The sequence below is a fragment of the Pelomonas parva genome (assembly GCF_043555835.1).
In the GTDB taxonomy this organism is placed as follows: Bacteria; Pseudomonadota; Gammaproteobacteria; order Burkholderiales; family Burkholderiaceae_C; genus Pelomonas; species Pelomonas parva.
Genome location: NZ_JBIGHV010000006.1, coordinates 1 through 24387 on the forward strand (window position 1 = coordinate 1; position 24387 = coordinate 24387).

The following is a 24387-nucleotide window of genomic DNA, read 5'->3' on the forward strand; positions in this document are numbered from 1 at the left end:
AGCGACGCGCGCGTGGCTTCACACGGCTGTCGACCATCAAGACGGTCATCTTCCTGATCGCGGGCAAGCTCGACTTCCACTCGATCAACCCGCACGCCCAGCAACCCACTTGAAATTCAACAGAGCCCTGAAACAGCGCGAGGGCGTTGAGCCGGCGGATGGTGGCGGGGCTGGACACGTGATGAAGGCGATTGGCTGAGTGTTGTTAAAACACTTCACATGCATTCTAGGTGGTGCGCCGCGCTTGACCAAGGCGTGAACAGTTTTCACAATGCATGGATTCGCTCAACAGCCGTTGGGCACCCCATCAACACCAACCACGACCGAAACGCTTCGCCTCCTGCCATGAACCGCCATCTCTTCAACGTCATCGACCTCACCGGCTCCCTGAGTCGGTGCGATGCCATGCCGTTGACCCAGGTTCAGGGATGGCAACTGGCGGGCAAGCCCGCATCGGTCGCCTATGCCCACGACTGCGGTCGTGAACGTGATGACACCCACCCATCGGGAGAAGGTCCCGGCTGACGCCGCCCTTCCACGCTCTTCTGAGGCCCGGTTTCCGCAAGGAACCGGGCCTTTTGTTTTGCTTTCGCCGCCGGGGCTGCCTCGGCGCCGCTGCGCACGCGCAGCGCCTGCTCTTTCACAACCTGCATCGAGTACCGGCCGAACACATCGGCTCGGCACTCACAACCGGCAGGCGCCGAGGTTCGTCCTCGGCCGCCCTGCCCCATCTCGGGTGTGCCCACGCACAAGCATCGGCCGGCCCGGTGTGCATGTGCGCTCGGGCGGCCGCCTGTCGCGTGCAGCGATGCATCTCTGGTTTGCGCAAACCAGCCGCGTCGCGTGTGGACACAGCCGAGATGGCAGCTTTCTTTCTTGTCTCGTTAGCTCAATGGAATAGAGCACTGGCCTACGAAGCCAGGGGTTGGAGGTTCGAGTCCTTCACGAGGCACCACCCATCTCGACGTAGCCAAGCGATCGAAGGCGGCGGCCTGCAAAGCCGCTGGCGCATGCCCTCCTCGGTTTGAATCCGAGCGTCGAGTCCATTTCATCACCCAGCCCCGTTGGACTTCCGGTGAGGTCCTCAGCCCTTCAAGCTGAAGAGGCGAGTTCGACTCTCGCACGGGGCACCAATACCCTCTTGGTCATTGGCGCAACTGGCAGCGCAACGGCCTCCAAAGCCGAAGGTTGCAGGTTCAAGTCCTGCATGGCCAGCCATTCAACGAAGCCTCTCGGCGAACTCACGCTTCGAGGGGCGCAAACCGGCCGCAACGATTGGGCGGCGTCGGAACCCGTTACCGACAACCTTTTCAGTCCATGTCGCCATAGCTCAGATGGAAGAGCGCCGGTCTGTCGAACCGGAGGTCGCGGGGTCGGAACCCGCTGGCGGCGCCACGTCTTCAACCGAGGAGCACATCATGAAGAAGAACCCCAGCCACAGCTTTCGAACCGATGAGCAAGCGCCGCAAGGGCTTCCCGTCTGAAACCCAGGTCAAGCGCGGCGACCGCGTTGTGCATGGCCACAAGGAACTGGTGGAGAAGCTCGGCCGCAACGACCCCTGCCCTTGCGGCGCCCGGAGGTCGTTTCAAGCGCTGCTGCCTCAGCAGCGGCTGCTTTTGACGGCGTGAACCGTCATCACTATCGGCGTTAGCTCGCCATCCATCAGCCGGGGTGTAGCTCAATCGGCAGAGCAACGGCCTTTGAAGCCGTCGGTTGCAGGTTCAAGGCCTGCCGCCCCTGCCCCTCATTTCATCCACCGTGCCCAGCCCAAGGAAAGGAGGCCGCCATGCACGACGTTCTGCAGTTGGACATCACCGGCCTGCCCCAGGCCTGGATCTCGGTGGAGCAGGCTGCCAGCCTGGTCGCCACCGGCGCCATCGTCTGGTCGGCCGGGACCGAGCCGCTGGCCGTGCTGCGCGGCGGCTTCAACAGCGCCACGGGCCGCCAGTCGCGGCTGGAGGTGCCGGCCATCGTGGCGCTTCGCGGCGCGTCCAGGATCAACCTCTTCGAGCTGACGCCCGTTTACGGCAAGGCCAAGGTCATCAAGCGCGACCGCTGCACCTGCGCCTACTGCGGCGAGCGTTTCGACGCCCGCGTGCTGACGGTAGACCACATCGTGCCCGCCAGCCGTGGCGGCCGCCTGAGCTGGATGAACACGGTCGCGGCCTGCCGCGCCTGCAATTCGCACAAGGCCGACCGAACGCCGGACGAGGCCCGCATGCCGCTGCTGTTTGCGCCCTTCGTGCCGAGCCGCTTCGAGGACTTCATCTTGAAGGGCCGGCACATCCGCGCCGACGTGCACGACTGGCTGGCCGCGCGCCTGCCGAGAGGATCGCGCCTGAGCTGACAAGCCCAGGCGCCAACGAATCTGCCGAGGAAAGCAGAGCGCTCACAGGTTGGGGTTCCAAAGCCCCACCGGTGCGCCGGACCGGGTCCGCCCGTCGTCTCGGCGTATGCCGCGCCTGCCGGAATCGACGGATGCCCCGTGAAGCAGGGTTGGGCCGCAAGGCATTGGGTTCGATTCCCAACTTCACGACCACTGGATAGCTCAGTCGGGTAGAGCAACGAACTAGCAATTCGTCTGTCGCGGGTTCGACTCCCGCTCCAAGCTTGGCCTTTCACGCCAATCCAAAACCGGTCGCAAGACCACCCCGCCGAACGTGCGCCACGGCCTTGGCCGGACCCGCGCATCAGCGGCCCGCGCTCGCGCGCCGGGCAAGCGGGGCGCTGCAATCACGGCCAGCCGAAAGCGCCTTCTAACAAGGAGTCGTTCTACGCGCACCGTGCTTCCAGACCCTGGCATCCGACGTCCGCACGGGCTGCTGTAACGGCACCCTATGGAAACGCAGACCCAGCCCTTCCGCGCGCAGCGCCCCCCTGCTTTGGGCGGTCCGCCGCGTTGCAAATCCTCGCCATAGCCCGCGCTATGGCTGCGGTTTGCGCCTTGCGGCCCATCCCAAACCAGGGCGCGCCGCACCGCGGCAGGGCTGCGTCTGCATTTCCTCACCACGCGTCACCACAAGGAGAACACCATGACGATCAAGCGTGTGACTGTGAAGAAGAACGAGCGCGGCCTGCTGCTGCGCAATGGCGATTTCGAGCGCGTGCTGCAACCCGGCACGCACTGGCTGTTCGCCGGCCTGGACGAGCTCAAGGTCGAGCTCTTCGCGATCAGCCAGCCGGCGTTCGTGCACCCGCTGACCGACTACCTGTTGGCCAAGGAGCCCGAGGTGGTCGAGGCGGAGTTCCTGCGCGTCGAGCTGAACGAGCACGGGGCGGGCCTGCGCACCGAGAACGGCGTGCTCGTCGAAGTGCTGCCGCCCGCCACGCGGCGCCTGTACTGGCGCGGCCTGGTGGACGTGCAGGTCGAGGTGATCGACCTGCGCGCGTCTGCCGAGCTGCCTGCAGCCCTGGCCGCACGACTGGCGCAGCCGCAACTGCGCCCGCGTGCGGTGACCGGCCTGGCCTGCGTGCTGCAGGTCGAGGTGCCGGAAACCGGCGCCGGCCTGCTGCGCGTGGACGGCAAGGTGGAGCGCCTGCTGACTGCAGGTGCCTACGCCTTCTGGAAGTTCAACCGCAACGTCGCCGTGGAGCTGGTGGACCTGCGTCTGCAAGCGCTCGAAGTCACGGGCCAGGAAATCCTGACCCGTGACAAGGTGGCGCTTCGGCTCAACCTGTCGGCCACCTGGCGCTACATCGACGTGCTGCGCGCGTTCGAGCAACTGGCCAAGCCGGCCGACCACCTCTACCGCGAGCTGCAGTTCGGCCTGCGCGCGGCCGTGGGCACGCGCACGCTGGACGAGCTGCTGGAGAACAAGTCGGTCATCGACGAAGTCGTGACCGCCCAGGTCACCGCGAAGCTGGCCGGCTACGGCCTGCAGCTTGACGGCGTGGGCGTGAAGGACATCGTGCTGCCGGGCGAGATGAAAACCATCCTGGCCCAGGTGGTGGAGGCCGGCAAGGCGGCCGAGGCCAACGTGATCCGCCGCCGCGAGGAAACCGCGGCGACGCGCTCCCTGCTCAACACGGCCAAGGTGATGGAGGACAACCCTGTCGCCCTGCGCCTGAAGGAGCTGGAAACGCTGGAACGCGTGGCCGAGCGCATCGACAAGATCTCCGTGTTCGGAGGTCTGGACCAGGTGCTCAACGGGCTGGTGAAGCTCCGTTGAGCACGGCCCTGACGGGAAACCGGCGGGGCCTCATTTCAGAAAGAACAACCATGGAACATCAACACATTCACGAAGACGTCCCCGGCGGCGTGCCGCTGAAGATGTGGACGCAGGGCGTGCCGGTCGAAGACTCGGCCAAGCGCCAGCTGCACAACGCGGCCCGCCTGCCCATCGTCTTCAGGCACATCGCCGCGATGCCGGACGTGCACTTCGGCATCGGCGCGACCATCGGCTCGGTCATTCCCACCGTCAAGGCCATCATCCCGGCGGCCGTCGGCGTGGACATCGGCTGCGGCATGATGGCCTGCAAGACCACGCTGAGGGCCGAGGACCTGCCCGACAACCTCGGCCCCCTGCGCTCGGCCATCGAGCGGGCCGTGCCCCACGGTCGCCAGCCCGGCAGCCGCGACCCCGGCGCCTGGCAGAAGCCACCCGGCTCGGTCAACACGGCCTGGGCGCAGCTGGAGCGCGAGTTCACCGAGCTCTGCCGCGACTACCCCAAGCTGGCCAAGACCAACCACCTCCAGCACCTGGGCACGCTGGGCAGTGGCAACCACTTCATCGAGGTCTGCCTGGACGAAGCGGGCGCCGTGTGGTTCATGCTGCACTCGGGCTCGCGCGGCGTGGGCAACTTCATCGGCACGATGTTCATCGAGCTGGCCAAGCAGGACGCGCTGCGCCATCAGGCGAATCTGCCGGACCGTGACCTGGCCTACTTCGAGGAAGGCAGCCGCTACTTCGGCGACTACGTGCGCGCCGTGGGCTGGGCGCAGAAGTTCGCAGCCACCAACCGCGAGGTGATGATGAAGCGCGTCATCGAGGCCGCCAAGACCGTCATCCACAAGAACTTCCAGGCCCACATCGAGGCGGTGAACTGCCACCACAACTATGTGCAGAAGGAAACCCACTTCGGCCAGGAGGTCTGGCTGACCCGCAAGGGCGCCGTGAGCGCCAAGGCGGGGCAGTTGGGCATCATCCCAGGCAGCATGGGTGCGCGCAGCTACATCGTGCGCGGCAAAGGCAATGCGGACAGCTTCGAGAGCTGCTCGCACGGCGCCGGCCGCGTGATGAGCCGCGGCGACGCCAAGCGCCAGTTCACGCTGGCCGACCACCGCGCCGCGACCGAGGGCGTCGAGTGCCGCAAGGACAAGGACGTGCTCGACGAGACGCCCGCGGCCTACAAGGACATCGACGCCGTCATGGCCGCGCAGGCCGAGCTGGTGGACGTGGTCCACACCCTCAAGCAGGTGGTTTGCATCAAGGGTTGACGGGATTGGCTCCCACTTGCACCGCGTCAGGGCGCCCGGCTTCGGCCGGGCGCCCTTTTTTATGGCCCGTCGCCACCCCGCACGCGAGCATTCACGAAGGCCGGTGGACACGGCCCGGCACTAACATTGCCGCCCCTACGAGGTCGCCATGAAACTGCTCGTCAAATTCAACCTGGTCTACCTGCTCGTCATGAGCCTGGGCATCGCCGTCAGTGGCTACATCGCACGCCAGCTGCTGCAGGACAACGCCCAGCAGGAGGTCGTCGGCAGCGCCCGCATGCTGATGGAGAAGGCGCTGGCCGTGCGCGCCTACACCAACACACAGATCAAGCCGCTGCTGGACGCGCAGATGGCGCATGAGTTCCTGCCGCAGACGGTGCCCAGCTACTCCGCCACCGAGGTGCTCGGCACGCTGCTGGCCAAGCACCCCGAGTTCGCCTACAAGGAGGCGACGCTCAACCCCACCAACCCGCGCGACCGTGCCACCAGCTGGGAGGCCGACATCGTGGGTCAATTCAGGAGCGCCGCCGACCTGAAGGAGACCGTCGGCACGCGCGACACGCCGGCCGGCCCGTCGCTGTACATCGCCCGCCCGCTGCGCATCACCGACCCCGCTTGCCTGGCCTGCCACAGCAGCGTGGACGCCGCGCCGGCCACCATGGTGGCCAAGTACGGGCCGGCCAACGGCTTCGGCTGGAACCTCAACGAGGTCATCGGTGCGCAGATCGTCTCGGTGCCGCTGGGCGTGCCGCTGCAGCGCGCCGACAAGGTCTTCCAGGTCTTCATCAGCTCGCTCGTGGGCGTGTTCGTCGTCGTCGGCATCGTGCTGAACCTGATGGTGTGGATGCTGGTGGTGCGCCCCGTCACGCGGCTGTCGGCGCTGGCCGACCGCGTCAGCCAGGGCGACCTGGACGCGCCCGAGTTCAAGACCTCGGGCCGCGACGAGATCGCCACGCTGTCCGACTCCTTCTCGCGCATGCGCGCCAGCGTCGTGCAGGCGATGAAGCTGCTGGACGCCTGACCGCGGCTCATCCCATTCCATGGCAACGACGAAGCACCCAACTCAGCTCGGCAAGTACCGCATCACCGAGGTCCTCGGTGAAGGCGCGATGGGCGTCGTCTACAAGGGCTTCGACCCCGACATCCAGCGCACCGTCGCGCTGAAGACCATCCGCACCAACCTCGATGCGGATGACGACAGCCCCGGCGCGCCGGCCTCGCGCTTCCGCAACGAGGCCCAGGCCGCCGGCCGGCTGGGCCACCCGGGCATCGTCGCCGTCTACGACTTCGGCCGCACCGAGCAGGTCGCCTTCATCGCGATGGAGTTCGTCGAGGGCCGCTCGCTGGCCAGCTACCTGAGCGCCAAGGTGCGCTTCACCGACACCGACATCCCCGGCATCATGAGCCAGCTGCTGGACGCGCTGGCGCATGCGCACGACAAGGGCGTCTGGCACCGCGATGTGAAGCCTGCCAACATCATCATGACGACCGGGGGGCGGCTCAAGGTGGCGGACTTCGGCATCGCCCGCATCGAGTCGCAGAGCCTCACGCAGACGCACTACATGGTGGGCACGCCCAGTCACATGGCGCCCGAGCAATTCCTCGGCAAGCCCATGGACCGGCGCGTCGACATCTACGGCGCCGGCGTCGTGCTCTACCAGCTGCTCACCGGCCGCGCGCCCTTCGCGGGCACGACCGAGGCGCTCATGTACAAGGTCGTCAACGAGCTGCCCGAGCCGCCGTCCATGGTCGAAGGCGCCGACCGCCCCGGCTGGTTCGACGCCATCATCGCCCGGGCGCTGGCCAAGCGCGCCGAGGAGCGCTTCGCGAGCGCAGAGGAATTCAAGCAGGCGCTGATCGACGGCGTGGGCCGCAGCATCGACGACAGCAGCTGGGAGCGCACCCTGCTGATGGCCCCGCCCCGCCCGGCCCGGCCGCCGCTGTCGCCGCCCACTTTCGCGCCGCCGTCGACGGGCACCGCCTCGGCCGGCACGCCGGTGCCCTCGCACTGGGACAAGGCCCAGCTGACGCAGGCCGAGCAGTCGCTGGCCCGCTACGTCGGGCCGCTGGCCAGCGTGCTGGTGCGTCGCGCGGCCCGCGACTGCCACGACCTGAACGAGCTGTACAACCGGCTGGCCGAGCAGGTCACCGACCCGCGTGCGCGGGACGCCTTCCTGGGCCAGGCCAGCCTCGTGACCGGCGGCAGCGTGAAGACGGCGGGCGGCACCAGCGGCGCGGCGCCGGGGTCCAGGGGGTCGGCCGGGTCGGCCGGCAGCGGCACGGCCATCGGCGGGCCGCTGAACGACGCGGTGATGGAGAAGGCCGTGCCGCTGCTGGCCCAGCATGTGGGGCCCATCGCCAAGGTGCTGGTCAAGCGCGCCGCCAGCGGCACGGACAGCCGGGCGGTGTTCTTCAACCGGCTGGCGGAGGCGGTGAGCGACGCGGCGGCGCGGGAGAAGCTGCTCAAGGAGCTGGGGCGGCTGGGCTGACGCCTACCCCTGCTGCGGCCTCTGCTCCCACGCGACGAGTTCGGTGATCGGCACGCCCGCTCGCCTCTGCGTCCAGAACCACGCCAATCGCTCCCGCCGAGTCGCATCGTTCGTGAGCGCTGCGATGCTCAGAAAGATGTCGACATCCTCGTCGTCGGGCCACTCGTTCAGGTCGGCCCAGGCGTAGTGGCAATGAAAAGCCAATTGCTCCCGATGCCAGACCTCGAAGGTCTTGATGAACGGTATCCAGCCACGGCGCTTTACGCGTGTGAGTCCGTCGGAAAGATCGAAGGGATGTCCGTCGAGATGCAGGCATAGACGGCCGCCCTCGTCGACGAACAGCGCAACAAAGCAGGTCCGGCGCGTCACTAGCCCGACACGCCTCAGATCGCCGCAGCCGGCTTCACTTGGCTCAGGCCTGCCAGGTCCAGCATCGGCATCGAGCTGCCATTCCCCGGACGACGGGCAGTATCGGATCAGGCAGTCCTCACGAAATGCCTTCAGCCAGATTCCCTGCGCGTTCGCGTCGGCGCCTGCTGGCCTTGAACCTCCATGCGCACGCCGGGCGAGCTTGCGGATGGCCGCGCCCGAGAAACCCACGGGAACGACCAGCAACGCCCAGATCACCGCCGCGCCATAGGGCATCAGCGCACCAGCAACAACGCCGACGAAAGCGCCGCCCAGCGAGAGCCTGCCGTGCTGGTAGGCATCAAACGAGCTCAGGCCGAGCACGAGGGCTGACAGGCCCGCCAAGATGTGCAACACCCACATGCATCACTCCGATTGGTGTCGCGCCAGCGTAGCCCAGGCAAGCGCGGCATAAGGTGCCCGAGTCATTCGCCCGGCGCCAGTCATGCTTTGGCTGCCCTGAAGTCCCGCCGGTAGTCGGCCGGCGTCATGCCGCTCCTGCGGCGGAACTCGCGGGTGAAATGCGACTGGTCCGCATAGCCGCACAGGAAGCCGATCTCGGCCAGCGCGCTGCCGCCGTGCAGCAGCCACCAGCCCGCCGCGCGGTAGCGGGCCTCGGCGAGCAGCGGCCGGAAGCCCGTGCCCTGCTGCTGCAGTTCACGCTGCAGGCTGCGGCGGGCGCGGCCCAGTTCGGCAGCCAGCGCGTCCATGCCGGGCGCGGCGGGCAGGCGGGCGACGAGGCGGTCGAACAGCGCCTTGACGCCGTCGGGCCAGGCTTCGTCGGGCGCCAGGCGATGCGGCGCGGCGGCTTCGAGCGCAGGCGGCTCGACCTGTGCGGCCCAGGCGATGCGCCATTCGTGACTCGTGCGCTGCTCGACGGCACGAGCCAGCGCGTCGCCGTCGCAGTCGGGATAGACGCGCGCCGCGCCGGCCCAGGCCATGAGACTCCGGTGACCACAGGCCTCGAGAAAGGCCACCAGCACGCCCAGCACCACCAGGTCCTCGGCCGGATGTGGCGGCGCCCCGGCGCGCAGCGACACGTGGCGCAGCCGGGCTTCGCGCGGGACTACGGCGACGACCTGCACGCGGTGGCGCGAGTGGATGTAGCGCTCCAGCCTCGCCCAGCGCTCGAACAGGTCACGCGCATCGCGGGCCGTGGCCAGCGCGCGATGGATGGGCTCGTGCGTGAAGCGGTGCAGGCCGCGCCCGAGCAGGGCCAGGCAGTCCAGGCCGCCCGCCTGCACGGCGTGGGTCAGCAGCGCGCGCTTGGCGCCCAGGTCCACGGTCGCACCTTCAGGCGTCGCGGCGGGCGGCGACAGGCCCAATTCGCGCATGCCCTGGGCGAGCACGCGCAGCATGGCGGCGCTGGCGAAATCCGGTGGCACGGCGGGCAGGGTCACAGGCCCGCATTGTTGCGGCGCCCGTCCGGCGCCGGCCGATAGGGCAGCGACAACACGCGGGTGCCGCCCGCCGCGCGGATGGCATTGGCGATAGCCGCGCCGGCCGCGACGATGGCCGTCTCGCCGGCGCCGGTGGGCGGCTCACCCGTGTCGACCAGGTCGATGTGCAGGGCCGGGATATCGCCCCAGCGCGGGATGGGCGAGTCGGCAAAGCTGGTCGCCGCCACGTTGCCGCCGTCGAAGCGCAACGCTTCGACGAGCACCATGCCCAGCCCCCAGACGAGGTTGCCCTCGCACTGCGCGCGCACCTGGCTCGCGTTGATGACGCGGCCGCAATCATGCGCGCACCACATCTGCGTCACGCGCACGGCGCCGTCGGCGGCGACGGCCACCTCGGCGACGACGGCGGCATAGCTCATATCCTTGTAGATGCCGCAGGCCAGGCCCAAGCGCGAGCCTTCGGACCAGCCCGCCATCTGCGCGACACGCCTCAGCACGCGCGCCAGCCGCGCGTCCTCGACGTGGGCGAGCCGGAAGGCCAGCGGGTCCTGCCCGGCCAGGCGGGCGCATTCGTCGATGACCGACTCGGTGACGAAATGGTTGGGCCCTGCGCCCAGCCCGCGCCAGGGGCCGGCCAGCACCGGCAGCCGCTGCAGCGCAAAGCGCGTCTCGCGGACGGCGGCGCGGTAGGGCAGCTTCGCGCCGCGCGCCACGCCGGCATCGCCCACGAAGCGGCTGACGGCCTGCATCCACGGCGGCATGGCCGCGTTGGTGAACAGGATGTGCGCGCTGACGAAGCCATGCCACCAGTGCTGCAGCCGGCCGTCCTTGAGCCGCACCCTAACGCGATGACTGGACGGTGCACGGTGAAAGCCCTGGGCGAACTCCTGCGCCCGTGTCCACTGCACCTTGACCGGCCGACCGGCCGCGCGCGCCAGCACGGCGGCCTCCAGCTCGACGGTGCAGATGGTCTTGCCGCCAAACGCGCCGCCCACGCGATGGCTGTGCACGGTGATCTGGTCGTCGTCCAGGCCCAGGCGCTTGGCCACCACGTCGCGTTGGTAGAACACGTCCTGGCTGCCCACCCACAGCTGCAGCCTGCCGTCGGGTGCGAACTCGGCGACGGCCGCGCGCGGCTCCATGGCGGCGTGGGCGGCGGGCGGGATGTCGAAGCGCAGGTCCACATCCCAGGCGCCGGCCTGCGGCACGGTGTCATCGTGCACGGCATGGGTCAGGCGCGGGTCGCTGGCCAGCCGGGTGTCGATGTCCAGCAGTTCGCGCCAGTCGGCCTTGATCTCCTCCGCCTGCCATTGCACGGCCAGCGCGCGCTCGATGCGGTCCAGCGCGCCGGGCGTCGTTGCAACGATGCCGAGGCCAAGCGCCTGGCCCTGCTCCAGCAAGTCGTCACGCACCAGGGCGACAAAGCCCGGCTGTGCCCGCGCGGCGGCTTCGTCGAAGGCACGTGGCGACGACGCGAACTCGGGCGACTGCGGTGCGTACAGCACGCGGCCGAACACCATGCCGGGCCGGCGCACGTCGGCCACGAACAGCGGCCGGCCCGTGACGATGGCCTCGCCCTGCTCCAGCGGTGGGCGACGCAGGTCCGGCCGGTCCGCAGTGGGCCAGCGCAGCGCGGGCGGTGGGTCGTCCGCCGAAGCAAACCCACCGCACGCCACCGCCTCGCGCAGCAGTGCGCAGGCCTGGGCGAGAGGCAGCACGAAGTCCTTCATCGAGTCACTGCCCACGGTGGCCTTCACGCGGGCAATGTCACCCGTGCCAGGCAGCTTCACGTCCACCGCATCCCAGCCCACACCCAGCTCGGCGCAGGCGATCTGCTTGAGCGCCGTCAGCACGCCCTGGCCCATCTCGACGCGCGGCAGCCACAGCGTGTAGCGGCCGGCCTCGTGGCGTATCCAGCCCAGCGCGTCGTCCAGGTTGGGTGCGGGCCGCTTGGGAATGACGGGCAGCGCGCAGCCGGCGAACAGCGCGACCGTCAAGCCGGCGCCGGACAGCTGCAGCACCCCGCGGCGGGTGAGTACAGCGCTCATGCGAGCCCCTGGATCAGCACGCCACGGATGCGCTGCTGCGTGCCGCAGCGGCACAGGTTGCCGGCCATCGCCGCCTCGCACGCGGCGGCGTCAGGGCGCGGGTTCTGCTTCAACAGCGCTGCCGCGCTCATCAGCTGACCGGCCTGGCAATAGCCACACTGCGGCACCTGGTGCTCCAGCCATTGGCGCTGCAGCGGGTGCGGCGTGCCGTCTGCGCCGGCCAGCCCCTCGATGGTCGTCAGCTCATGCCCGGCCGCCGCGCTGACCGGCAGCACACAGCTGCGCGTGGCCACGCCGTCCAGCATCACCGTGCAGGCACCGCACAGGCCCATGCCGCAGCCGAACTTTGTGCCCACCAGGCCCAGGTGCTCCCTGAGCACATGCAGCAGCGATTCGTCCCGCCATTCCGCCGCCACCGCGTGCCGCCGGCCGTTGATCTGAAGGTCCATGACCACTCCTTGGTGAAGTGGCCGGAGCATCGTCAGCGGCGGCGAGGCGGTATAGAAGAATTGCGCCAGCTACGGCTTCTTGACCCCGCGCAGCGTCTGACCGCCCTGGCGCAGCACGGCCGCCACGACCTTGCCGTCGGCACCCCGCTCGAACTCGACGTCAGCGCCGACCGCCTTGATCGCGATGCGGTCCGTGCCCGTCACCTCGGCCGCAATGGCCGGCTGGCCACTGCCCTGCACCATCAGCTTGCCGTCGCGCTCGAACACCTTCAGACTGAACTGCGGTGCCAGCTGGAACTCGCCCGCCCAGTCGCGCCAGGCGGGGTTGGTGATGGTGGGCGGCGCCTCCACCAGGCCCACGCGGCGGCCTTCCATCGTGCCGCCCATCTGGTGCCAGGAGAAGCGCGCGACCGGCTGGCCACTGGCGGCCGGCTCGGGGCGCAGCAGGGCTGACAGACCCAGCGGGTAGAAGTCGCCCCGGCTGTCGTGGCGCAGCTCGATGGCGCCCTGGCCGCTGGCCTGCGCCATCAGCCGGCCGTCGGCCTCCCAGATCTTCAGGCGCATGCCGGCCAGCTCGTACTCGCCGGCCAGGGCCTTGCGAAGCGCTGCGGGCGCCTCGACGGCACGGCGCGGCTGCAGCGGCGTCTGCAACCCCAGCAGCGCACTGCCGATGTCGCCCAGGCCACCCAGGTCGGTCAGCGCCGTGTCGGCCAGCACCACGACAGCGCGCTTGGCCGCCGACTCCAGCAGTACCAGCGACGAGAAGCCGCCGGTGCCACCCTCATGCATCACCAGCGCACGGCCTTGCAGGTTGCGCAGCATCCAGTTCATGCCGAAACCATGTGCCAACGGCTGCTGCGTGCGGCGCAGCTGGGCGACCAGCGCCGGCGGGCCGTCGCCCAGCTGGGCGCGCGCGTAGCTGACCATGTCGGCCAGCGTGGCCTTGACCATGCCGACGCCGGCCAGGTTCGTCGCGCTGCCCCAGGCCGGCGCGGACGTGCCGTCGGGCAGATGGCCGGGGGCGGGTGCGGCGCCGGTGGGCTTGGTCACGTAGGCCGTCGACATGCCCAGCGGCTTGAAGAGCTGCTCGCGCAACGCGGCCTCCAGGTCGCCGCCCAGGCTGCGCGCCACGGCCAGCGACAACACCATCATGCCGAAGTTGGAGTACTCGGCCTGGCTGCCGATGGGCCGCGCGAGCTGCACCTTCTGCAATGCAGCGAGCAACTGCGCCTCGGTGAGCGACGCATACGGATCGGCCGGGTTGGCGGGCTGGAAGCCCGGCGGCAACGCGGGCAGGCCGCTGCCGTGCGTCAGCAGGTCGCGCACGAGGATCTGGCGCTCGCCCTGGCGTGGCACGGCCGTGCCTTCGGGCAGATGGCGAGCGATCGGGTCGTCCAGCGACCAGCGCCCGCGGTCGACCAGCCCGGCCACCAGCGCGGCGGTCAAGGTCTTGGTGACCGAGCCGATCTCGAAGGCCGCATCCGGCGCCGGTGCGCCGTCCTTGCGCGTGCCGGCGCAGCGGCTGGCGCGCCAGACCTTGCCCGCGTCGATGACGGCAGCCTGCACGCAGGCACCGCTGCGGTCGCCGTCTAAACGTGTCGTTAGCATCCGCTCGACGGCGGCGTCGCTGTCCGGCATCGCGGCGGCCAGGGCGGGCAGGCACAGCAGGGCGGTCAGCAGTTTGCGTTTCATGGCTTGTCCTCTCGGGTCAATTGGTCCAGTTTGTCGATCTGGCCTTGCAGCTTGTGCGCGGCATAGAGGTTGAGCAGCACGACGCCTCCCGTCACCAGCGCGACGAAAGCGAACACGCCGGGCTGCCAGACGCCGATCTCGATCTGCCGGCCGCACAGGAACAGCACCATGCCCGGCACCAGCGGTGCCACGTACCAGAGCCAGGCCGAGCGCAGCGCGTCACGCTGGCGAGCCAGTTCGCTGCGGTGGAAGCTCAGCAGGCTACCGGCCAGCACCTCGGGCAGCGGTCGGGCCGCAGCGCGGCGATGCAGCTGCCACAGCAGCACACCCAGGCCCGCCACGCAGAGCAGCGCGCCCAGCTTGGTGAGCCAGTGCGGGAAGACCCAGGCGTAGAACAGGAACACCGGCGCGATGAGCACGGCAACGACGGTCTCGCGCCGGTTGCGTCGCGACACGCTGCGCTGCAGCTTGGCGGCTTGCTCGGCCAGTTGCTCGGTCGGCAGTGGCTGCAGCGGCGGCACGGCCTGCGCGCGCCACAAGCCGGGTGCATCGTCCTCAGGCAGATGCGTGTTCATCGCGGGCTCCTCGTGGCGTTCATCTGGCTGGCCAGCAGCGCCTTGATGCGGTGGATCTTGGTGGCGACGTTGCGGGCCGACAGGCCGGTGATGTCGGCGATGCTGGCGGCGTCCAGCTCCTCCAGGTAGAGCAGCATCAGCTCACGGTCCAGCGGGGCCAAGCGGTGCACCAGCGCCAGCACGCGCTGCAGGTCCAGCCGCCGCTCGGTGTGGCCGGGGTCATGCCGCTCGTCGGCCAGTTCGACGATCTCGTCCAGCTCCAGCATCTGGCTAATCTTGGTTTTGCCCGCGTGCTGCTGCACATGCCGCGCGCCGACGTTGTGCGCCACGCGGTAGACCCAGGTGCGCAGCGAGCAGTCGCCGCGAAAGCCGGCCAGGCTCTGCCAGATCGCCAGGTGCAGCTCCTGTTGCAGCTCCTGGCGCAGGGCCGGGTCGCGCTCGTAGCCGAAGCAGCAGCGTGCCAGCTCGCCGCCATGGGCGGCGATGGCCTGGCGGTACAGCTGGTCTTGCGGCGTTGTCGCGGTCATGCAGCAGATAGTGACGGCGCCGCGGAACTTCTTACAGCCGGTACATCAACACTTTCAGGCTGCGGTCGGCCGACTGGTCCTCGAAGGCCGCCGGGTTGGCCAGGCGCCCGGCGAACTGCAGCTCGGGCGCGTTCTGCTCGACCGCCTCGCGCAGAAAGGCCTCACCCAGCTTGGGCGTGTTCAGGCACAGCAGCGCCCGCCCGCCCGGCGCCAGCAGCGCGGGCAGCCGCCTCGCCAGCCGCGCATAGTCCTTGGTGGCGACGAAGCTGCCCTTCTGGAAGCTGGGCGGGTCGCAGATGACCAGGTCGTAGGGCCCGCCACGCGTCAGCTTGCCCCAGGAGTTGAAGATGTCGTGGGCCAGGAACTTGGCGCCCGTCTTCACGTCGTTGAGTTCATGGTTGATGCGGCCCGTCGCCAGCGCGCCTGCGGCCATGTCGACGTTGACGACCTCGGCCGCGCCGGCCTGCAGCGCGACGACCGAGAACGCGCAGGTGTAGGCAAACAGGTTGAGCACCTTGTCACCCGGCTGCACCTGCTCGCGCACCCAGCGCCGGCCCTCGGCCATGTCGAGGAAGAGGCCGTGGTTCTGGCCGCGCAGCAGGTGGACCACGTAACGCGCACCCGCCTCGGTGACGACGTGCGGCTCGGGCACGGCACCGGCCATCAGCCGCGTCTCGGTGCGGCCGCCTTCCTGGCGGCACTGGTAGACCCAGGGCGCCTCGGGCCAGCGCGCGGTGATCGCTGCGCCGATGGCGGCAAGCGCTTCCTCGGCCAGCGGTTCGAAGCTGGTGAGCAGCAGCACGGGCGGGTAGGCGTCCAGCGTCAGGTGCTCGCAGCCGGGAAACAGGCCGCCCCGGCCGTGGAAGAGGCGTTGGGCGTCGGTTGGGAAGGCCAGCGTGGCGATGGCGTCGAGCAGGGCTTGCATCAGCACGATTGTCCCGGCACCAGAATCCGCGTCATGGATCTCCAACTCATCCTCGACCAGATCAACAGCGAGCTGCGTCCGCTGCTCGGCACCTCGGGTGGCAAGGTCGCCAGCTACATCCCGGCACTGGCCCGCGTGTCGCCGCTGCAGTTCGGCATCGCGCTGCGCACCTGCGAGGGCGAGGTGGCGCAGGCCGGCGACAGCGCCGTGCCGTTCTCCATCCAGAGCATGTCCAAGATGTTCTCGCTGACGCTGGCCATCCGCTCGCTGGACGAGGCGCTGTGGGACCGCATCGGCCGCGAGCCCTCGGGCAGCCCGTTCAACTCGCTGGTGCAGCTGGAGACGGAGCGCGGCATCCCGCGCAACCCCTTCATCAATGCCGGCGCCATCGCCGTGGCGGACCGGCTCGTGTCGCTGGGCGATGCCAACGTCGAGCTGCTGGCGCTGCTGGGCCGGCTGTGCGGCGAGCCCATCCGCATCGACGCGGAGGTGGCGCAGTCCGAGGCCGACACGGGCTTTCGCAACACCGCGCTGGCCAATTTCATGAAGGGCTTCGGCACGCTGGACAACGACGTGGCCACGGTGCTGGACGTCTACTTCCAGCAATGCGCCATTGCCATGACCTGCGAGCAGGTGGCCTGCGCCGCCGGCTACCTGTGCCGCGACGGCCGCCACCCGCTGGCCGGCGTGCCCGTGCTTAGCAGCGCGCAGACGCGGCGCGTCAATGCGCTGATGCTGACCTGCGGCACCTACGACGCGGCCGGCGAGTTCGCCTTCCGCATCGGCCTGCCCTGCAAGAGCGGCGTGGGCGGCGGCATCGTCGCGGTGGTGCCCGACCGCCTGACGCTGTGCGTCTGGTCGCCCGCGCTGGACGCGACGGGCAACTCGCTGCTGGGGCGGCAGGCGCTGGAGCTGTTCGTCGCGAAGACGGGGCTGTCGGTGTTCTAGCACCCCCCTTGACTGCGGGGCAGCGGATTTCCTCGTGCGCCGTTTCGTCGCGGCGCCCTGCGTCTATGGATGTCGACCACCCCAACTGGAGCTTCCATGACCACGACATTTGCCGCCCTCCCTTGCCTGCCTGCCCGCAGCAAGACCCGACCCCACGGCCTGCGCCGTGCCGCTCAGTGGCTCGCCACCCTGGCCTTGGCGCCTCTGGCCGCCAGTGCCCAGGTGGCCACCCTGCCCGATGCGGCACCGCTGACGGCCGTCTACGACTTCTCGGCCCTCGCGCCGGGCTCGTACACGACGTTCACCGGCAGCTTCGGCGCGGTCGGCTTCACGGCCAGCCAGATGTACGCCGGCAGCGACGCGCGCCTCGTGCGCACCACGCCGGCGTTCTACGGCCCCGGTTTCGCCTGGTACGACAACCTGCTGTTCGCCAGCGGCATCGAAGGGGTTCGCCTGGACTTCGCCACCCCGCTGCACGACTTCGGCGCCGGGGCGATCGGCAACATCACGGGCGGCTACGTCATGACGCTGCGCCTGTATGCGGACGATGTATTGCTGGGCAGCGTTTCGGCAAGCGGTTCGGCCGGCTGGCAGGGCAACTCGGGCGTGACCTTCATCGGCGCCCATTCGGCCACGGCCTTCGACCGCGTGGAAATCACCGGCCCGGCCTACGGTTTCGCGATGAACCACCTCGCCATCGGCCAGGTCGCGGCGCCGGTGCCGGAGCCTGCCAGCGCCGCGCTGATGGCGCTGGGGATGGCCGGCATCGCACTGGCGGCGCGGCGCCGCCAGCGTCGGGACTGACTGTCAGCTCGCGTACTTGACGCTGCAGCCGTAAGGCCGCGTCGACGCCTTCTCGACCTTCTTGCCCGCAGCCACGGCGGCCAGCGCCTGGGTCACGTAGGGGTCGGCCTTGGCGATGTCGTCGGCCTTGGCAGTGGCGATGCTGTCGATGCCACCCTTGTAGGCCAGCTTGCCATCGGGCGCGATGACATACATGTGCGGCGTGGTCTGCGCGCCATAGGCCTTGCCGATCTCGCCCTTGGGGTCCAGCAGCGTCGCGGCGACCGCGGCGCCGCGGTCGGCGTTGAGCTTTTGCGCGGTGGCACCGTCCACATGGCCTTGCTGGCCGGGTGCGGAGGAGATCACCTGCAGCCAGACGACGCCCTGCGCGGCAGCGGCCTTCTGCTGGTTCTGCATGTTGCCGCCGTAGTGCTTCTTCACGTAGGGGCAGTCGTGGTTGGTCCACTCCAGCACGACGGTCTTGCCCTTGAAGTCGGCCAGCGAAACGGTCTTGCCGTCCGCCGTCATGGCGCTGAAGCTGGGTGCAGGGGCGTCGACGTTGGCGGCGGCATGGGCCAGGGCCGGGGCGATCAGGGCGGCGGCGAGCAGGCTGCGGCGAAGCAAGGTCATGGCTAACTCCTGGGAGCGGGGTTGGTGGGGGTGGAAATCGCCTCGATGACGAGGCCGGGGGTAAGGATCTGCGGCAGCACCTGGGCCTGGTCGGCGCCCGGTGCGTAGTAGAGGTAGAGCGGCACGCCGGAGCGGCCATGGGCCTTGAGCACGGCGGTGATGGCGGGGTCCTCGCGGGTCCAGTCGCCCTTCAGGTAGGTGATGCCGGCCTTGGCGAAGGCGTCCTTCACCTCGGGCCGCGACAGCGCCACGCGCTCGTTGACGAGGCAGGAGATGCACCAGGACGCGGTCATGTTGACGAACACCGGCTTGTTTTGCCCGCGCAGTTCGGCGACGCGCTCGGCGCTGTAGGCCTCGTGGGCCGCCGACGCCGCAGGCGTGGCGGCATCGACCGGCTTGATCGCGCCGGACAGACCCAGCGCCAGCACCACGCCCGCCACCGCCGCCACGGTGCCCAACGTGCTCGCGCCGCTGGCGTTGCGCCACCACAGGCCGAAGGCGATCAGCACCAGACCGATGAGCGCCAACGCCACGCCGTCCGGCCCGGCCTGCTGCGCCAGCACCCACAGCAGCCAGACCACCGCCGCGTACATCGGGAAGGCCAGGAACTGCTTGAACTTGTCCATCCAGGCACCGGGCCTCGGCAGCCAGCGCTGCGCGGCCGGCCAGAAGGCCAGCACCAGGAAGGGCAGCGCCAGCCCCAGCCCCAGCGCCAGGAAGACCGCCAGCAGCACCGCCGCCGGCTGCGCCAGCGCGAACGCCAGCGCCGCGCCCATGAACGGCGCCGTGCACGGCGTGGCGACGACGGCCGCCAGCACGCCGGTGAAGAAGCTGCCCGCCAGCCCTTGCCGCGCGGCCAGGTTGGAGCCGACGCCGGTGAAGCCGCCGCCAATGTCGAACAGGCCGGACAGGTTCAGGCCGACGATGAACAGCAGGTAGGCCACCACCCCCACGAACACCGGCGAATGGAACTGGAAGCCCCAGCCCACCTGCTGCCCGCCAGCCCGCAGCGCAATCAGCACGGCGGCCAGCAGTGCAAAGCTGGCCAGCACGCCGGCCGTGTAGGCCAGGCCCTCGGCCTTGTGGTTGCCACCGCCCACCAACGCCAGCGCCTTGATGGACAGCACCGGGAACACGCAGGGCATCAGGTTCAGGATCAGCCCGCCGACCAGCGCCAGCGCCATCGCCGTCAGCACGCCCAGGTCGCTTTCCGGCGCGGCCGTGGGCGCAGCGGCGGCTGGCGCGGCGAGGTCGGCCGGCCCGGGGCCCTTGCCGGCACCCTCGGGCATGGGCGCGGAGACGGTCCAGGCCTGCTGGCCAGCGGCCGTCGTCAGCACGATGACACCGGACAGCGGCTGGCCTGGCTTCACCGGGTCGTCGCCGGCGGGCAGTTCCAGCGCCCAGCCGCCGCCCTCGGCCTTCAGTGCCTGCGGCGCGCTATGGGCGACGGCGCCCCAGGTGTCGGCGAAGAAATAGGCCTTGGTGACGCCTGCCACCGGCCCGCTGAGCTGCACGCCCTGCGCCGCCGGCTTGAGCTGAACCGCGAACGGCGCCGGCTTCGGGATGGCGCCGCGCCACTCGTCGATCTGTGCGGCATCGGCACCGGCCTGACCCCGCGCGGCCACCGGCAGGTCCAGGCCCAGGGTGACCTGCTCGGGGATGCAGACATCCTTGCAGACCAGCCAGCGCACCTCGGCCACGGGCTGGAAGCGGCCGCCGGGCTGGGCATCCGCCGGCACGGTCAGGTCGACCAGCAGCGCCACGCGGCCTTCGTAGCCGTAGTTGACGAGCGGGCCGATGGGCTGGACGGCGGGTGTCGGCCACTGGATGGGGCCGGCCTCGGCGCCGGTCCAGGCGATGGACGTGGCCTGGCCGGAATCGCCCGGATTCAGCCAGTAGGTGTGCCAGTGCGACTTGATGTCCTGCTCCAGAGCCACCGTGAAGCGCTGGCCCGGCGCGACGGCGGCCTGGCTGGCGACGAGGCGGGCCTTGACATGGTCGGTAGCCGCCTCCGGGGGGGCGGCCAGGGCCAGCAGCGGCGCGGCCAGCAGGGCGGCAAAAAGGGAACGCAGGAACGAGGGCATCCCGAAATGCTAGGTGATCCCCGTTTCCCTTCTGTAAAGGCCGGCCTTGATGAAAGCGTCGAACGCCGCCCACAGCGGCTCGAAGCGTTCCGGCTCGCCTTCCAGCAGCGCCAGCGCATGCAGGCCGGCCTCCAGCGTCGACAGTTGCCCGGGCCGGTGAGCGCGGCGGATGGCGTAGCGGCTGGGCAGCAAGGGCAGGCTCACCTGCGGCAGCCCGGCCAGCCAGGGGTTGGCGGCCAGCAGGCGGCGGCTCTGGCGCCAGTTGCCGTCCAGCAGGATCAGCCGCGTGAGCTCAGCCGGCGGCGGCGCGGTGGCTTCACCGGGGTAGAGCAGCGCCGTGCCGGGGCCGGCCAGCGCGGCATCGAAGGTCTCGCCGCGCAGCAGCCGGGCGGCCCGCAGGCCCAGCGTCAGGAAGGCAGCCGTGTTCTTCGCATGGCCGGACTCGGCGGGGTGCTGCAGGATCAGCAGCTCGGTGCGGTGTGCGATGGGCGGTGCGGGCAGCGTCGCGCAAAGGCAGGTGGGCGGCGGGCGCCCGCAGCGCGGGCAGGCCCTCAACGCGGCGGCAGGGCAGCGTGCGGGTCGAGCGTGGACAGCACGCTGTCATGCTCCGCCTCGGCGGCAGCCGCGCTCTTGCTAGGCCGGCGCCGCGAGCGGGTGGTGGGCAGGCTCAGCTGCTTGCGCGTCGCCAGCATGCCGGCCAGCCAGACGCCGCCGACCACGCCGAGGACGTTCAGGGACCCGAACAGCGGCGCGGCGCTGGACGACAGCAGCATGGTCTGCAGCGGCGCCGAGTAGGAACGCGGCTCCAGCGCGAAGGTGAAGGCGCCGTAGATCAGCCAGCCGGCCCAGGCCGTGCCCACGCCGGCCATCATCCAGGAGACATAGGGGCGGTGGCGGCGCCGCTCCGGGCGCAGCGTCAGATAGCCCCAGACCAGCGCCACCACGAACAGCACGGCGACGATGGCCAGCGCCTCGCCCAGCATGACCTGCAGGCTGTTGCGGCCGCCCAGTGACAGATAGACATGACGCGGCAGGCCAATGCTGGCGTATTTCATGGCGGCGCCGATGCACATGGAGAACAGCAGGGCGCCGGAGATGAAGGCGATGGAGCGGCGGGCGGCTTTCATGACGGCCATTCTCGCCGGCCAGCCGGCGCGGCCGGCGGCGAGAGAGTGACGGCAACGGGCAGAACGACACAAAAGGAAACCCGCCGTCCGGGGCCGGACGGCGGGCTGGGAAGGGGGTTACCGGGCCGAGCCGGCGGTCAGCGCTTGCGGTCGAAGCGCTGGGCCCGGGCCAGGCCACGGCGCTCGCCGCTGTAGAAGCCGGTGTCGAAGGCCTCGTGCTTGCGGCCCTTCTCGACGGATTCCTCGGCGCTCCAGGCATGGGCCATCTCGGGCACGGGCAGGCGGCGGTGCGAATGTTCCTGGCGGGTCTGGATCTTCATGGTGGCTGTCTGGCCTTTCGACCGTCTCGCACAGAGTGCTGCGCGATTGGGAGGCACAACGCCAGGTTCCCAGGTGCGGTTGACAGGCCGTTCACACTTGTTTGCACTTCCAGGTCCCGACAATGCCCGCTTCGAACTCCAGGAGCTGACCGATGACCGTCAAGCTGAAGAAATCTCCCCCGGCCAAGGCTACGCCCATCACCGTCGTCGACCGCGCTGCCTTCCAGGCGCTGGCGCCCGGCCTGCCTGAGGCCACCCGCGCCTGGCTGGCCACCGTCGGCTTCGTCGGCGCGGCCGACAGCCACGCGCTGCTGCCGGGCGCCGACGGCCGGTTGGCCCAGGTCTTTGCCGGTGTCGCGCACGCGGCCCACCCCTTCGCGCTGAGCAGCCTGCCACTGGCGCTGCCGGCCGGGGACTACCGGCTGGACGACGCCGGCCTGGCGCTGTTGCCCGAAAGCGCGGCCATGTCCTGGGAGCTGGGCGGCTACCGCTTCGACCTCTACAAGCCGGCCAAGCGCGAACCGGCGACGCTGTGGCTCAAGCCCGGCGCCGATGCCGAGCGCGGCCTGGCCGTGGCTGCCGCCATCACGGCCACGCGCGACCTCGTCAACACGCCGGCCGAGCACATGGGCCCGGCCGAGCTGGCCGCCGCCGCCAAGCTGCTGGCCCAGCAATACGGTGCCAAGTACAGCGAGACGGTCGGCGATGCGTTGCTGAAGAAGAACTTCCCCAGCATCCATGCGGTTGGCCGCGCGAGCATGCGCTCACCTCGCTTGATCGAACTGAACTGGGGCAACCCCAAGCACCCGCGGCTGGCGCTGGTCGGCAAGGGTGTCTGCTTCGACACCGGCGGCCTGAACATCAAGGGCGGCGACGGCATGCGCCAGATGAAGAAGGACATGGGCGGCGCCGCCAACGCGCTGGGCCTGGCCACGCTCATCATGGCGCTGAAGCTGCCGGTGCAGCTGCAGCTGCTGATCCCGGCGGTGGAGAACTCGATCTCGGGCAATGCCTACCGGCCGGGCGACGTCATCAAGACGCGCAAGGGCCTGCACATCGAGATCGGCAACACCGACGCCGAGGGCCGGGTGGTGCTGAGTGACGCGCTGGCGTATGCGGCCGAAGGCAAGCCCGACCTCGTCATCGACCTGGCCACGCTGACCGGCGCCGCCCGCGTCGCCCTGGGCGCGCAGCTGCCGGCGCTGTTCGCCAAGCACATGGACACGGCGCGCGACCTGGTGGACCTGGGCCTGAAGCTGGACGACCCGCTGTGGCACATGCCGCTGTGGGCGCCGTACCACGCAGGCATCGAGAGCTCGATCGGCGACCTCGTCAACACGGGCAAGAGTGCACTGGCCGGCGCGATCAACGCAGCGCTGTTCCTGGAAGACTTCCTGCCGCCCCAGCAGGACTGGCTGCACATCGACCTGTTCGCCTGGAACGACGCGGCCCGCCCGGGGCGGCCGGTGGGCGGCGAAGCGCAGACCCTGCGCACCCTGCTCGCCTACCTGGAACAGCGGTATTCCGCCTGATCAATCGGGCGCCTGTTCCTTGGCGGCTGGCTGCTGATCGGCGGCCGGCTCGGCCTTGGCAGCCCGGGTGGCGGCCTGGAGGGCTTGAGCCATCTGGGACGCGACGGGCTGCTCGATCTGCTGAGGCGCGGGTTTGCCACCCGGCTGCGGCGGGCGGCCAGTTTCATGACGCGGCGGGCGATCACCACGCGGGGGACGCTCGCCACGAGGCTGGTCGCGCCGGCCTTCCGAGCGCTGGTCCGGGCGACGAGGGCCGCGGCCCTCGGGACGGCCGCCACCGGGGCGACGGTCATCGCGGCGCGCTTCACGGAACTGTTCACGCGGCGGCTCGGGCGGTGCCTCGGCGCGCTCCTTGCGCGCGATCTCCAGCAGGCCCGGCAGCTCCTCGGCCACCACGCCCTTGAGCACGCAGAAGTTGGCCTCGGTCAGCGTCGTGCGCTCGAAATCCCACAGCAGCTGCGCGCGGTTGCGGCGCTGCTGGAACTCCAGCTGGTGCTTCTCCTGCTCGGCCTGCTGGCGCTCCTGCTGCAAGGCCTTGCGGCGGGCCAGCTCTTCCTTGGCGGCGGCCAGGTGCTCCTCGCTGATCTCGCCGGCGGGGTTGCCGTCGAGGTCGAAGCGGGTCTTGGCCTGGGTCAGCGCGATCAGGTAGCCGGTGCTGCCGGTGTGGCGGCGCAGGAAGGCGCTGAGCTGGGCCTTGCTGAACTTGCCCGGCGCGCGCTCCTGGATGTCGGCCTGCACGCGCAGCTTGACGGGCTTGGGACGGCCGGTGAACAGCGCGGGGAACAGCGCCTTCAGCTCGGCCGTGGCGTCCGCAGCGGGCGCGGACGGTGCGGCTGCGGCGGGCTGTGCGGCTTCAGCCGCAGCCTCGGCAGAACTCTCGGCAGGGCTCTCGATTTCGGGCGTGGCCTCGGGCGCGGGCGCAGCGGCTGCCGGCTCTTCGGACGGAGTGACGGGATCGGGAAGATCGGAATTCATCGCAAAGCCACCGAGGCAGCAGCAAACAGGCAAGGGC

At 70.0% G+C, this 24387-nt stretch carries 24 protein-coding genes and 7 tRNA genes; 17 read left to right on the top strand and 14 right to left on the bottom strand.

What is annotated here, in order from left to right:
- Positions 1-345: 345 nt before the first annotated feature.
- The 14 genes from ACG00Y_RS16430 (at position 346) to ACG00Y_RS16495 (ending at position 7927) form a co-directional block, all read left to right on the top strand.
- Complete coding sequence (locus ACG00Y_RS16430; protein ID WP_394480644.1) at positions 346-525, top strand: hypothetical protein; 180 nt, start codon at positions 346-348, stop codon at positions 523-525.
- A gap of 353 nt (positions 526-878) precedes the next feature.
- Positions 879-955 (top strand) — tRNA-Arg (locus ACG00Y_RS16435).
- Between the two features lie 5 nt (positions 956-960).
- Positions 961-1046 (top strand) — tRNA-Cys (locus ACG00Y_RS16440).
- 12 nt (positions 1047-1058) lie between these two features.
- Positions 1059-1133, top strand: a tRNA-Glu gene (locus ACG00Y_RS16445).
- A gap of 9 nt (positions 1134-1142) precedes the next feature.
- Positions 1143-1218, top strand: a tRNA-Trp gene (locus ACG00Y_RS16450).
- A 101-nt stretch (positions 1219-1319) separates the two neighbouring features.
- Positions 1320-1395: transfer RNA gene (locus ACG00Y_RS16455), tRNA-Asp, on the top strand.
- 57 nt (positions 1396-1452) lie between these two features.
- On the top strand, positions 1453-1629 hold the full coding sequence (locus tag ACG00Y_RS16460) for an SEC-C metal-binding domain-containing protein (RefSeq protein WP_394480645.1): 177 nt from the start codon (positions 1453-1455) through the stop codon (positions 1627-1629).
- A gap of 39 nt (positions 1630-1668) precedes the next feature.
- Positions 1669-1741, top strand: a tRNA-Gln gene (locus ACG00Y_RS16465).
- A 46-nt stretch (positions 1742-1787) separates the two neighbouring features.
- Positions 1788-2348 carry an HNH endonuclease gene (locus ACG00Y_RS16470; protein WP_394480646.1) on the top strand — a complete coding sequence of 187 codons (561 nt, stop codon included), beginning with the start codon at positions 1788-1790 and terminating at the stop codon, positions 2346-2348.
- A gap of 193 nt (positions 2349-2541) precedes the next feature.
- Positions 2542-2609 (top strand) — tRNA-Ala (locus ACG00Y_RS16475).
- Between the two features lie 424 nt (positions 2610-3033).
- A complete protein-coding gene (locus ACG00Y_RS16480; protein WP_394480648.1) occupies positions 3034-4170 on the top strand; it encodes a slipin family protein in 1137 nt (378 codons plus the stop codon).
- A gap of 50 nt (positions 4171-4220) precedes the next feature.
- Complete coding sequence (locus ACG00Y_RS16485; RefSeq protein WP_394480650.1) at positions 4221-5438, top strand: RtcB family protein; 1218 nt, start codon at positions 4221-4223, stop codon at positions 5436-5438.
- 148 nt (positions 5439-5586) lie between these two features.
- A complete protein-coding gene (locus ACG00Y_RS16490) occupies positions 5587-6459 on the top strand; it encodes a c-type heme family protein (protein WP_394480651.1) in 873 nt (290 codons plus the stop codon).
- A gap of 19 nt (positions 6460-6478) precedes the next feature.
- A complete protein-coding gene (locus ACG00Y_RS16495; protein ID WP_394480653.1) occupies positions 6479-7927 on the top strand; it encodes a serine/threonine-protein kinase in 1449 nt (482 codons plus the stop codon).
- Positions 7928-7930: 3 nt separating this feature from the next.
- Here the strand turns inward: ACG00Y_RS16495 and ACG00Y_RS16500 are convergent, their stop codons facing one another.
- The 8 genes from ACG00Y_RS16500 to ACG00Y_RS16535 all read right to left on the bottom strand — a co-directional run bounded on the left by ACG00Y_RS16500 (position 7931) and on the right by ACG00Y_RS16535 (position 15951).
- Positions 7931-8698 (bottom strand): hypothetical protein, encoded by a 768-nt coding sequence (locus tag ACG00Y_RS16500; RefSeq protein WP_394480655.1) that lies wholly within the window; start codon positions 8696-8698, stop codon positions 7931-7933.
- Positions 8699-8778: 80 nt separating this feature from the next.
- Complete coding sequence (locus ACG00Y_RS16505) at positions 8779-9735, bottom strand: helix-turn-helix transcriptional regulator (RefSeq protein ID WP_394480656.1); 957 nt, start codon at positions 9733-9735, stop codon at positions 8779-8781.
- Positions 9732-11783: a xanthine dehydrogenase family protein molybdopterin-binding subunit gene (locus tag ACG00Y_RS16510; RefSeq protein WP_394480658.1), complete on the bottom strand. Its 2052-nt coding sequence runs from the start codon at positions 11781-11783 to the stop codon at positions 9732-9734. Before ACG00Y_RS16510 ends, ACG00Y_RS16505 begins: the two co-directional genes overlap by 4 nt.
- Positions 11780-12232 (bottom strand): (2Fe-2S)-binding protein, encoded by a 453-nt coding sequence (locus ACG00Y_RS16515; protein ID WP_394480660.1) that lies wholly within the window; start codon positions 12230-12232, stop codon positions 11780-11782. The genes ACG00Y_RS16510 and ACG00Y_RS16515 overlap by 4 nt, the downstream gene beginning before the upstream one ends.
- Before the next feature lie 69 nt (positions 12233-12301).
- Positions 12302-13924 (bottom strand): serine hydrolase domain-containing protein, encoded by a 1623-nt coding sequence (locus ACG00Y_RS16520; RefSeq protein WP_394480662.1) that lies wholly within the window; start codon positions 13922-13924, stop codon positions 12302-12304.
- Positions 13921-14499 (bottom strand): hypothetical protein, encoded by a 579-nt coding sequence (locus ACG00Y_RS16525; RefSeq protein ID WP_394480664.1) that lies wholly within the window; start codon positions 14497-14499, stop codon positions 13921-13923. The genes ACG00Y_RS16520 and ACG00Y_RS16525 overlap by 4 nt, the downstream gene beginning before the upstream one ends.
- Positions 14496-15026, bottom strand: a complete 531-nt coding sequence (locus ACG00Y_RS16530) for an RNA polymerase sigma factor (RefSeq protein WP_394480666.1) — start codon at positions 15024-15026, stop codon at positions 14496-14498. The genes ACG00Y_RS16525 and ACG00Y_RS16530 overlap by 4 nt, the downstream gene beginning before the upstream one ends.
- Positions 15027-15057: 31 nt before the next feature.
- Positions 15058-15951, bottom strand: a complete 894-nt coding sequence (locus ACG00Y_RS16535) for a class I SAM-dependent methyltransferase (RefSeq protein ID WP_394480668.1) — start codon at positions 15949-15951, stop codon at positions 15058-15060.
- 33 nt (positions 15952-15984) lie between these two features.
- Here ACG00Y_RS16535 and ACG00Y_RS16540 point away from each other — a divergent pair, with 33 nt between their 5' ends.
- Both ACG00Y_RS16540 and ACG00Y_RS16545 read left to right on the top strand, forming a co-directional pair.
- Positions 15985-16899 carry a glutaminase gene (locus ACG00Y_RS16540; RefSeq protein ID WP_394480670.1) on the top strand — a complete coding sequence of 305 codons (915 nt, stop codon included), beginning with the start codon at positions 15985-15987 and terminating at the stop codon, positions 16897-16899.
- Between the two features lie 96 nt (positions 16900-16995).
- Complete coding sequence (locus tag ACG00Y_RS16545) at positions 16996-17703, top strand: PEP-CTERM sorting domain-containing protein (RefSeq protein WP_394480672.1); 708 nt, start codon at positions 16996-16998, stop codon at positions 17701-17703.
- A gap of 3 nt (positions 17704-17706) precedes the next feature.
- Here the strand turns inward: ACG00Y_RS16545 and ACG00Y_RS16550 are convergent, their stop codons facing one another.
- From ACG00Y_RS16550 to ACG00Y_RS16570, 5 genes are all read right to left on the bottom strand, one after another.
- Positions 17707-18312, bottom strand: coding sequence for a redoxin domain-containing protein (locus tag ACG00Y_RS16550; protein WP_394480674.1), 606 nt, complete (start codon positions 18310-18312; stop codon positions 17707-17709).
- A 2-nt stretch (positions 18313-18314) separates the two neighbouring features.
- Positions 18315-20396, bottom strand: coding sequence for a protein-disulfide reductase DsbD family protein (locus ACG00Y_RS16555; protein ID WP_394480676.1), 2082 nt, complete (start codon positions 20394-20396; stop codon positions 18315-18317).
- 9 nt (positions 20397-20405) lie between these two features.
- Entirely contained in the window at positions 20406-20951 is a 546-nt protein-coding gene (locus ACG00Y_RS16560; protein WP_394480678.1) for a tRNA-uridine aminocarboxypropyltransferase, read from the bottom strand.
- Complete coding sequence (locus ACG00Y_RS16565; protein WP_394480679.1) at positions 20948-21523, bottom strand: hypothetical protein; 576 nt, start codon at positions 21521-21523, stop codon at positions 20948-20950. Before ACG00Y_RS16565 ends, ACG00Y_RS16560 begins: the two co-directional genes overlap by 4 nt.
- A 137-nt stretch (positions 21524-21660) precedes the next feature.
- A complete protein-coding gene (locus ACG00Y_RS16570; RefSeq protein WP_394480681.1) occupies positions 21661-21843 on the bottom strand; it encodes a hypothetical protein in 183 nt (60 codons plus the stop codon).
- A 152-nt stretch (positions 21844-21995) separates the two neighbouring features.
- On the opposite strand from ACG00Y_RS16570, the gene ACG00Y_RS16575 reads away from it, so the two are divergent.
- The gene (locus ACG00Y_RS16575) at positions 21996-23375 is read left to right on the top strand and encodes a leucyl aminopeptidase family protein (protein ID WP_394480682.1); all 1380 of its coding nucleotides are present in this window, start codon (positions 21996-21998) and stop codon (positions 23373-23375) included.
- Here ACG00Y_RS16575 and ACG00Y_RS16580 read toward each other — a convergent pair whose 3' ends face one another.
- A complete protein-coding gene (locus ACG00Y_RS16580; protein WP_394480684.1) occupies positions 23376-24350 on the bottom strand; it encodes a ProQ/FINO family protein in 975 nt (324 codons plus the stop codon). It lies immediately after the preceding gene.
- Positions 24351-24387 lie beyond the last annotated feature (37 nt).

Bases quoted from the DNA above. Each gene is read 5' to 3' on its own strand.
- ACG00Y_RS16550 (WP_394480674.1), bottom strand. From the start codon at position 18,312: ATGACCTTGCTTCGCCGCAGCCTGCTCGCCGCCGCCCTGATCGCCCCG.
- ACG00Y_RS16480 (WP_394480648.1), top strand. From the start codon at position 3,034: ATGACGATCAAGCGTGTGACTGTGAAGAAGAACGAGCGCGGCCTGCTG.
- ACG00Y_RS16540 (WP_394480670.1), top strand. From the start codon at position 15,985: ATGGATCTCCAACTCATCCTCGACCAGATCAACAGCGAGCTGCGTCCG.
- ACG00Y_RS16500 (WP_394480655.1), bottom strand. From the start codon at position 8,698: ATGTGGGTGTTGCACATCTTGGCGGGCCTGTCAGCCCTCGTGCTCGGC.
- ACG00Y_RS16430 (WP_394480644.1), top strand. From the start codon at position 346: ATGAACCGCCATCTCTTCAACGTCATCGACCTCACCGGCTCCCTGAGT.
- ACG00Y_RS16515 (WP_394480660.1), bottom strand. From the start codon at position 12,232: ATGGACCTTCAGATCAACGGCCGGCGGCACGCGGTGGCGGCGGAATGG.
- ACG00Y_RS16580 (WP_394480684.1), bottom strand. From the start codon at position 24,350: ATGAATTCCGATCTTCCCGATCCCGTCACTCCGTCCGAAGAGCCGGCA.
- ACG00Y_RS16565 (WP_394480679.1), bottom strand. From the start codon at position 21,523: ATGAAAGCCGCCCGCCGCTCCATCGCCTTCATCTCCGGCGCCCTGCTG.
- ACG00Y_RS16545 (WP_394480672.1), top strand. From the start codon at position 16,996: ATGACCACGACATTTGCCGCCCTCCCTTGCCTGCCTGCCCGCAGCAAG.
- ACG00Y_RS16530 (WP_394480666.1), bottom strand. From the start codon at position 15,026: ATGACCGCGACAACGCCGCAAGACCAGCTGTACCGCCAGGCCATCGCC.
- ACG00Y_RS16460 (WP_394480645.1), top strand. From the start codon at position 1,453: ATGAGCAAGCGCCGCAAGGGCTTCCCGTCTGAAACCCAGGTCAAGCGC.
- ACG00Y_RS16535 (WP_394480668.1), bottom strand. From the start codon at position 15,951: ATGCAAGCCCTGCTCGACGCCATCGCCACGCTGGCCTTCCCAACCGAC.
- ACG00Y_RS16570 (WP_394480681.1), bottom strand. From the start codon at position 21,843: ATGAAGATCCAGACCCGCCAGGAACATTCGCACCGCCGCCTGCCCGTG.
- ACG00Y_RS16525 (WP_394480664.1), bottom strand. From the start codon at position 14,499: ATGAACACGCATCTGCCTGAGGACGATGCACCCGGCTTGTGGCGCGCG.
- ACG00Y_RS16555 (WP_394480676.1), bottom strand. From the start codon at position 20,396: ATGCCCTCGTTCCTGCGTTCCCTTTTTGCCGCCCTGCTGGCCGCGCCG.
- ACG00Y_RS16485 (WP_394480650.1), top strand. From the start codon at position 4,221: ATGGAACATCAACACATTCACGAAGACGTCCCCGGCGGCGTGCCGCTG.
- ACG00Y_RS16575 (WP_394480682.1), top strand. From the start codon at position 21,996: ATGACCGTCAAGCTGAAGAAATCTCCCCCGGCCAAGGCTACGCCCATC.
- ACG00Y_RS16495 (WP_394480653.1), top strand. From the start codon at position 6,479: ATGGCAACGACGAAGCACCCAACTCAGCTCGGCAAGTACCGCATCACC.
- ACG00Y_RS16520 (WP_394480662.1), bottom strand. From the start codon at position 13,924: ATGAAACGCAAACTGCTGACCGCCCTGCTGTGCCTGCCCGCCCTGGCC.
- ACG00Y_RS16510 (WP_394480658.1), bottom strand. From the start codon at position 11,783: ATGAGCGCTGTACTCACCCGCCGCGGGGTGCTGCAGCTGTCCGGCGCC.
- ACG00Y_RS16490 (WP_394480651.1), top strand. From the start codon at position 5,587: ATGAAACTGCTCGTCAAATTCAACCTGGTCTACCTGCTCGTCATGAGC.
- ACG00Y_RS16470 (WP_394480646.1), top strand. From the start codon at position 1,788: ATGCACGACGTTCTGCAGTTGGACATCACCGGCCTGCCCCAGGCCTGG.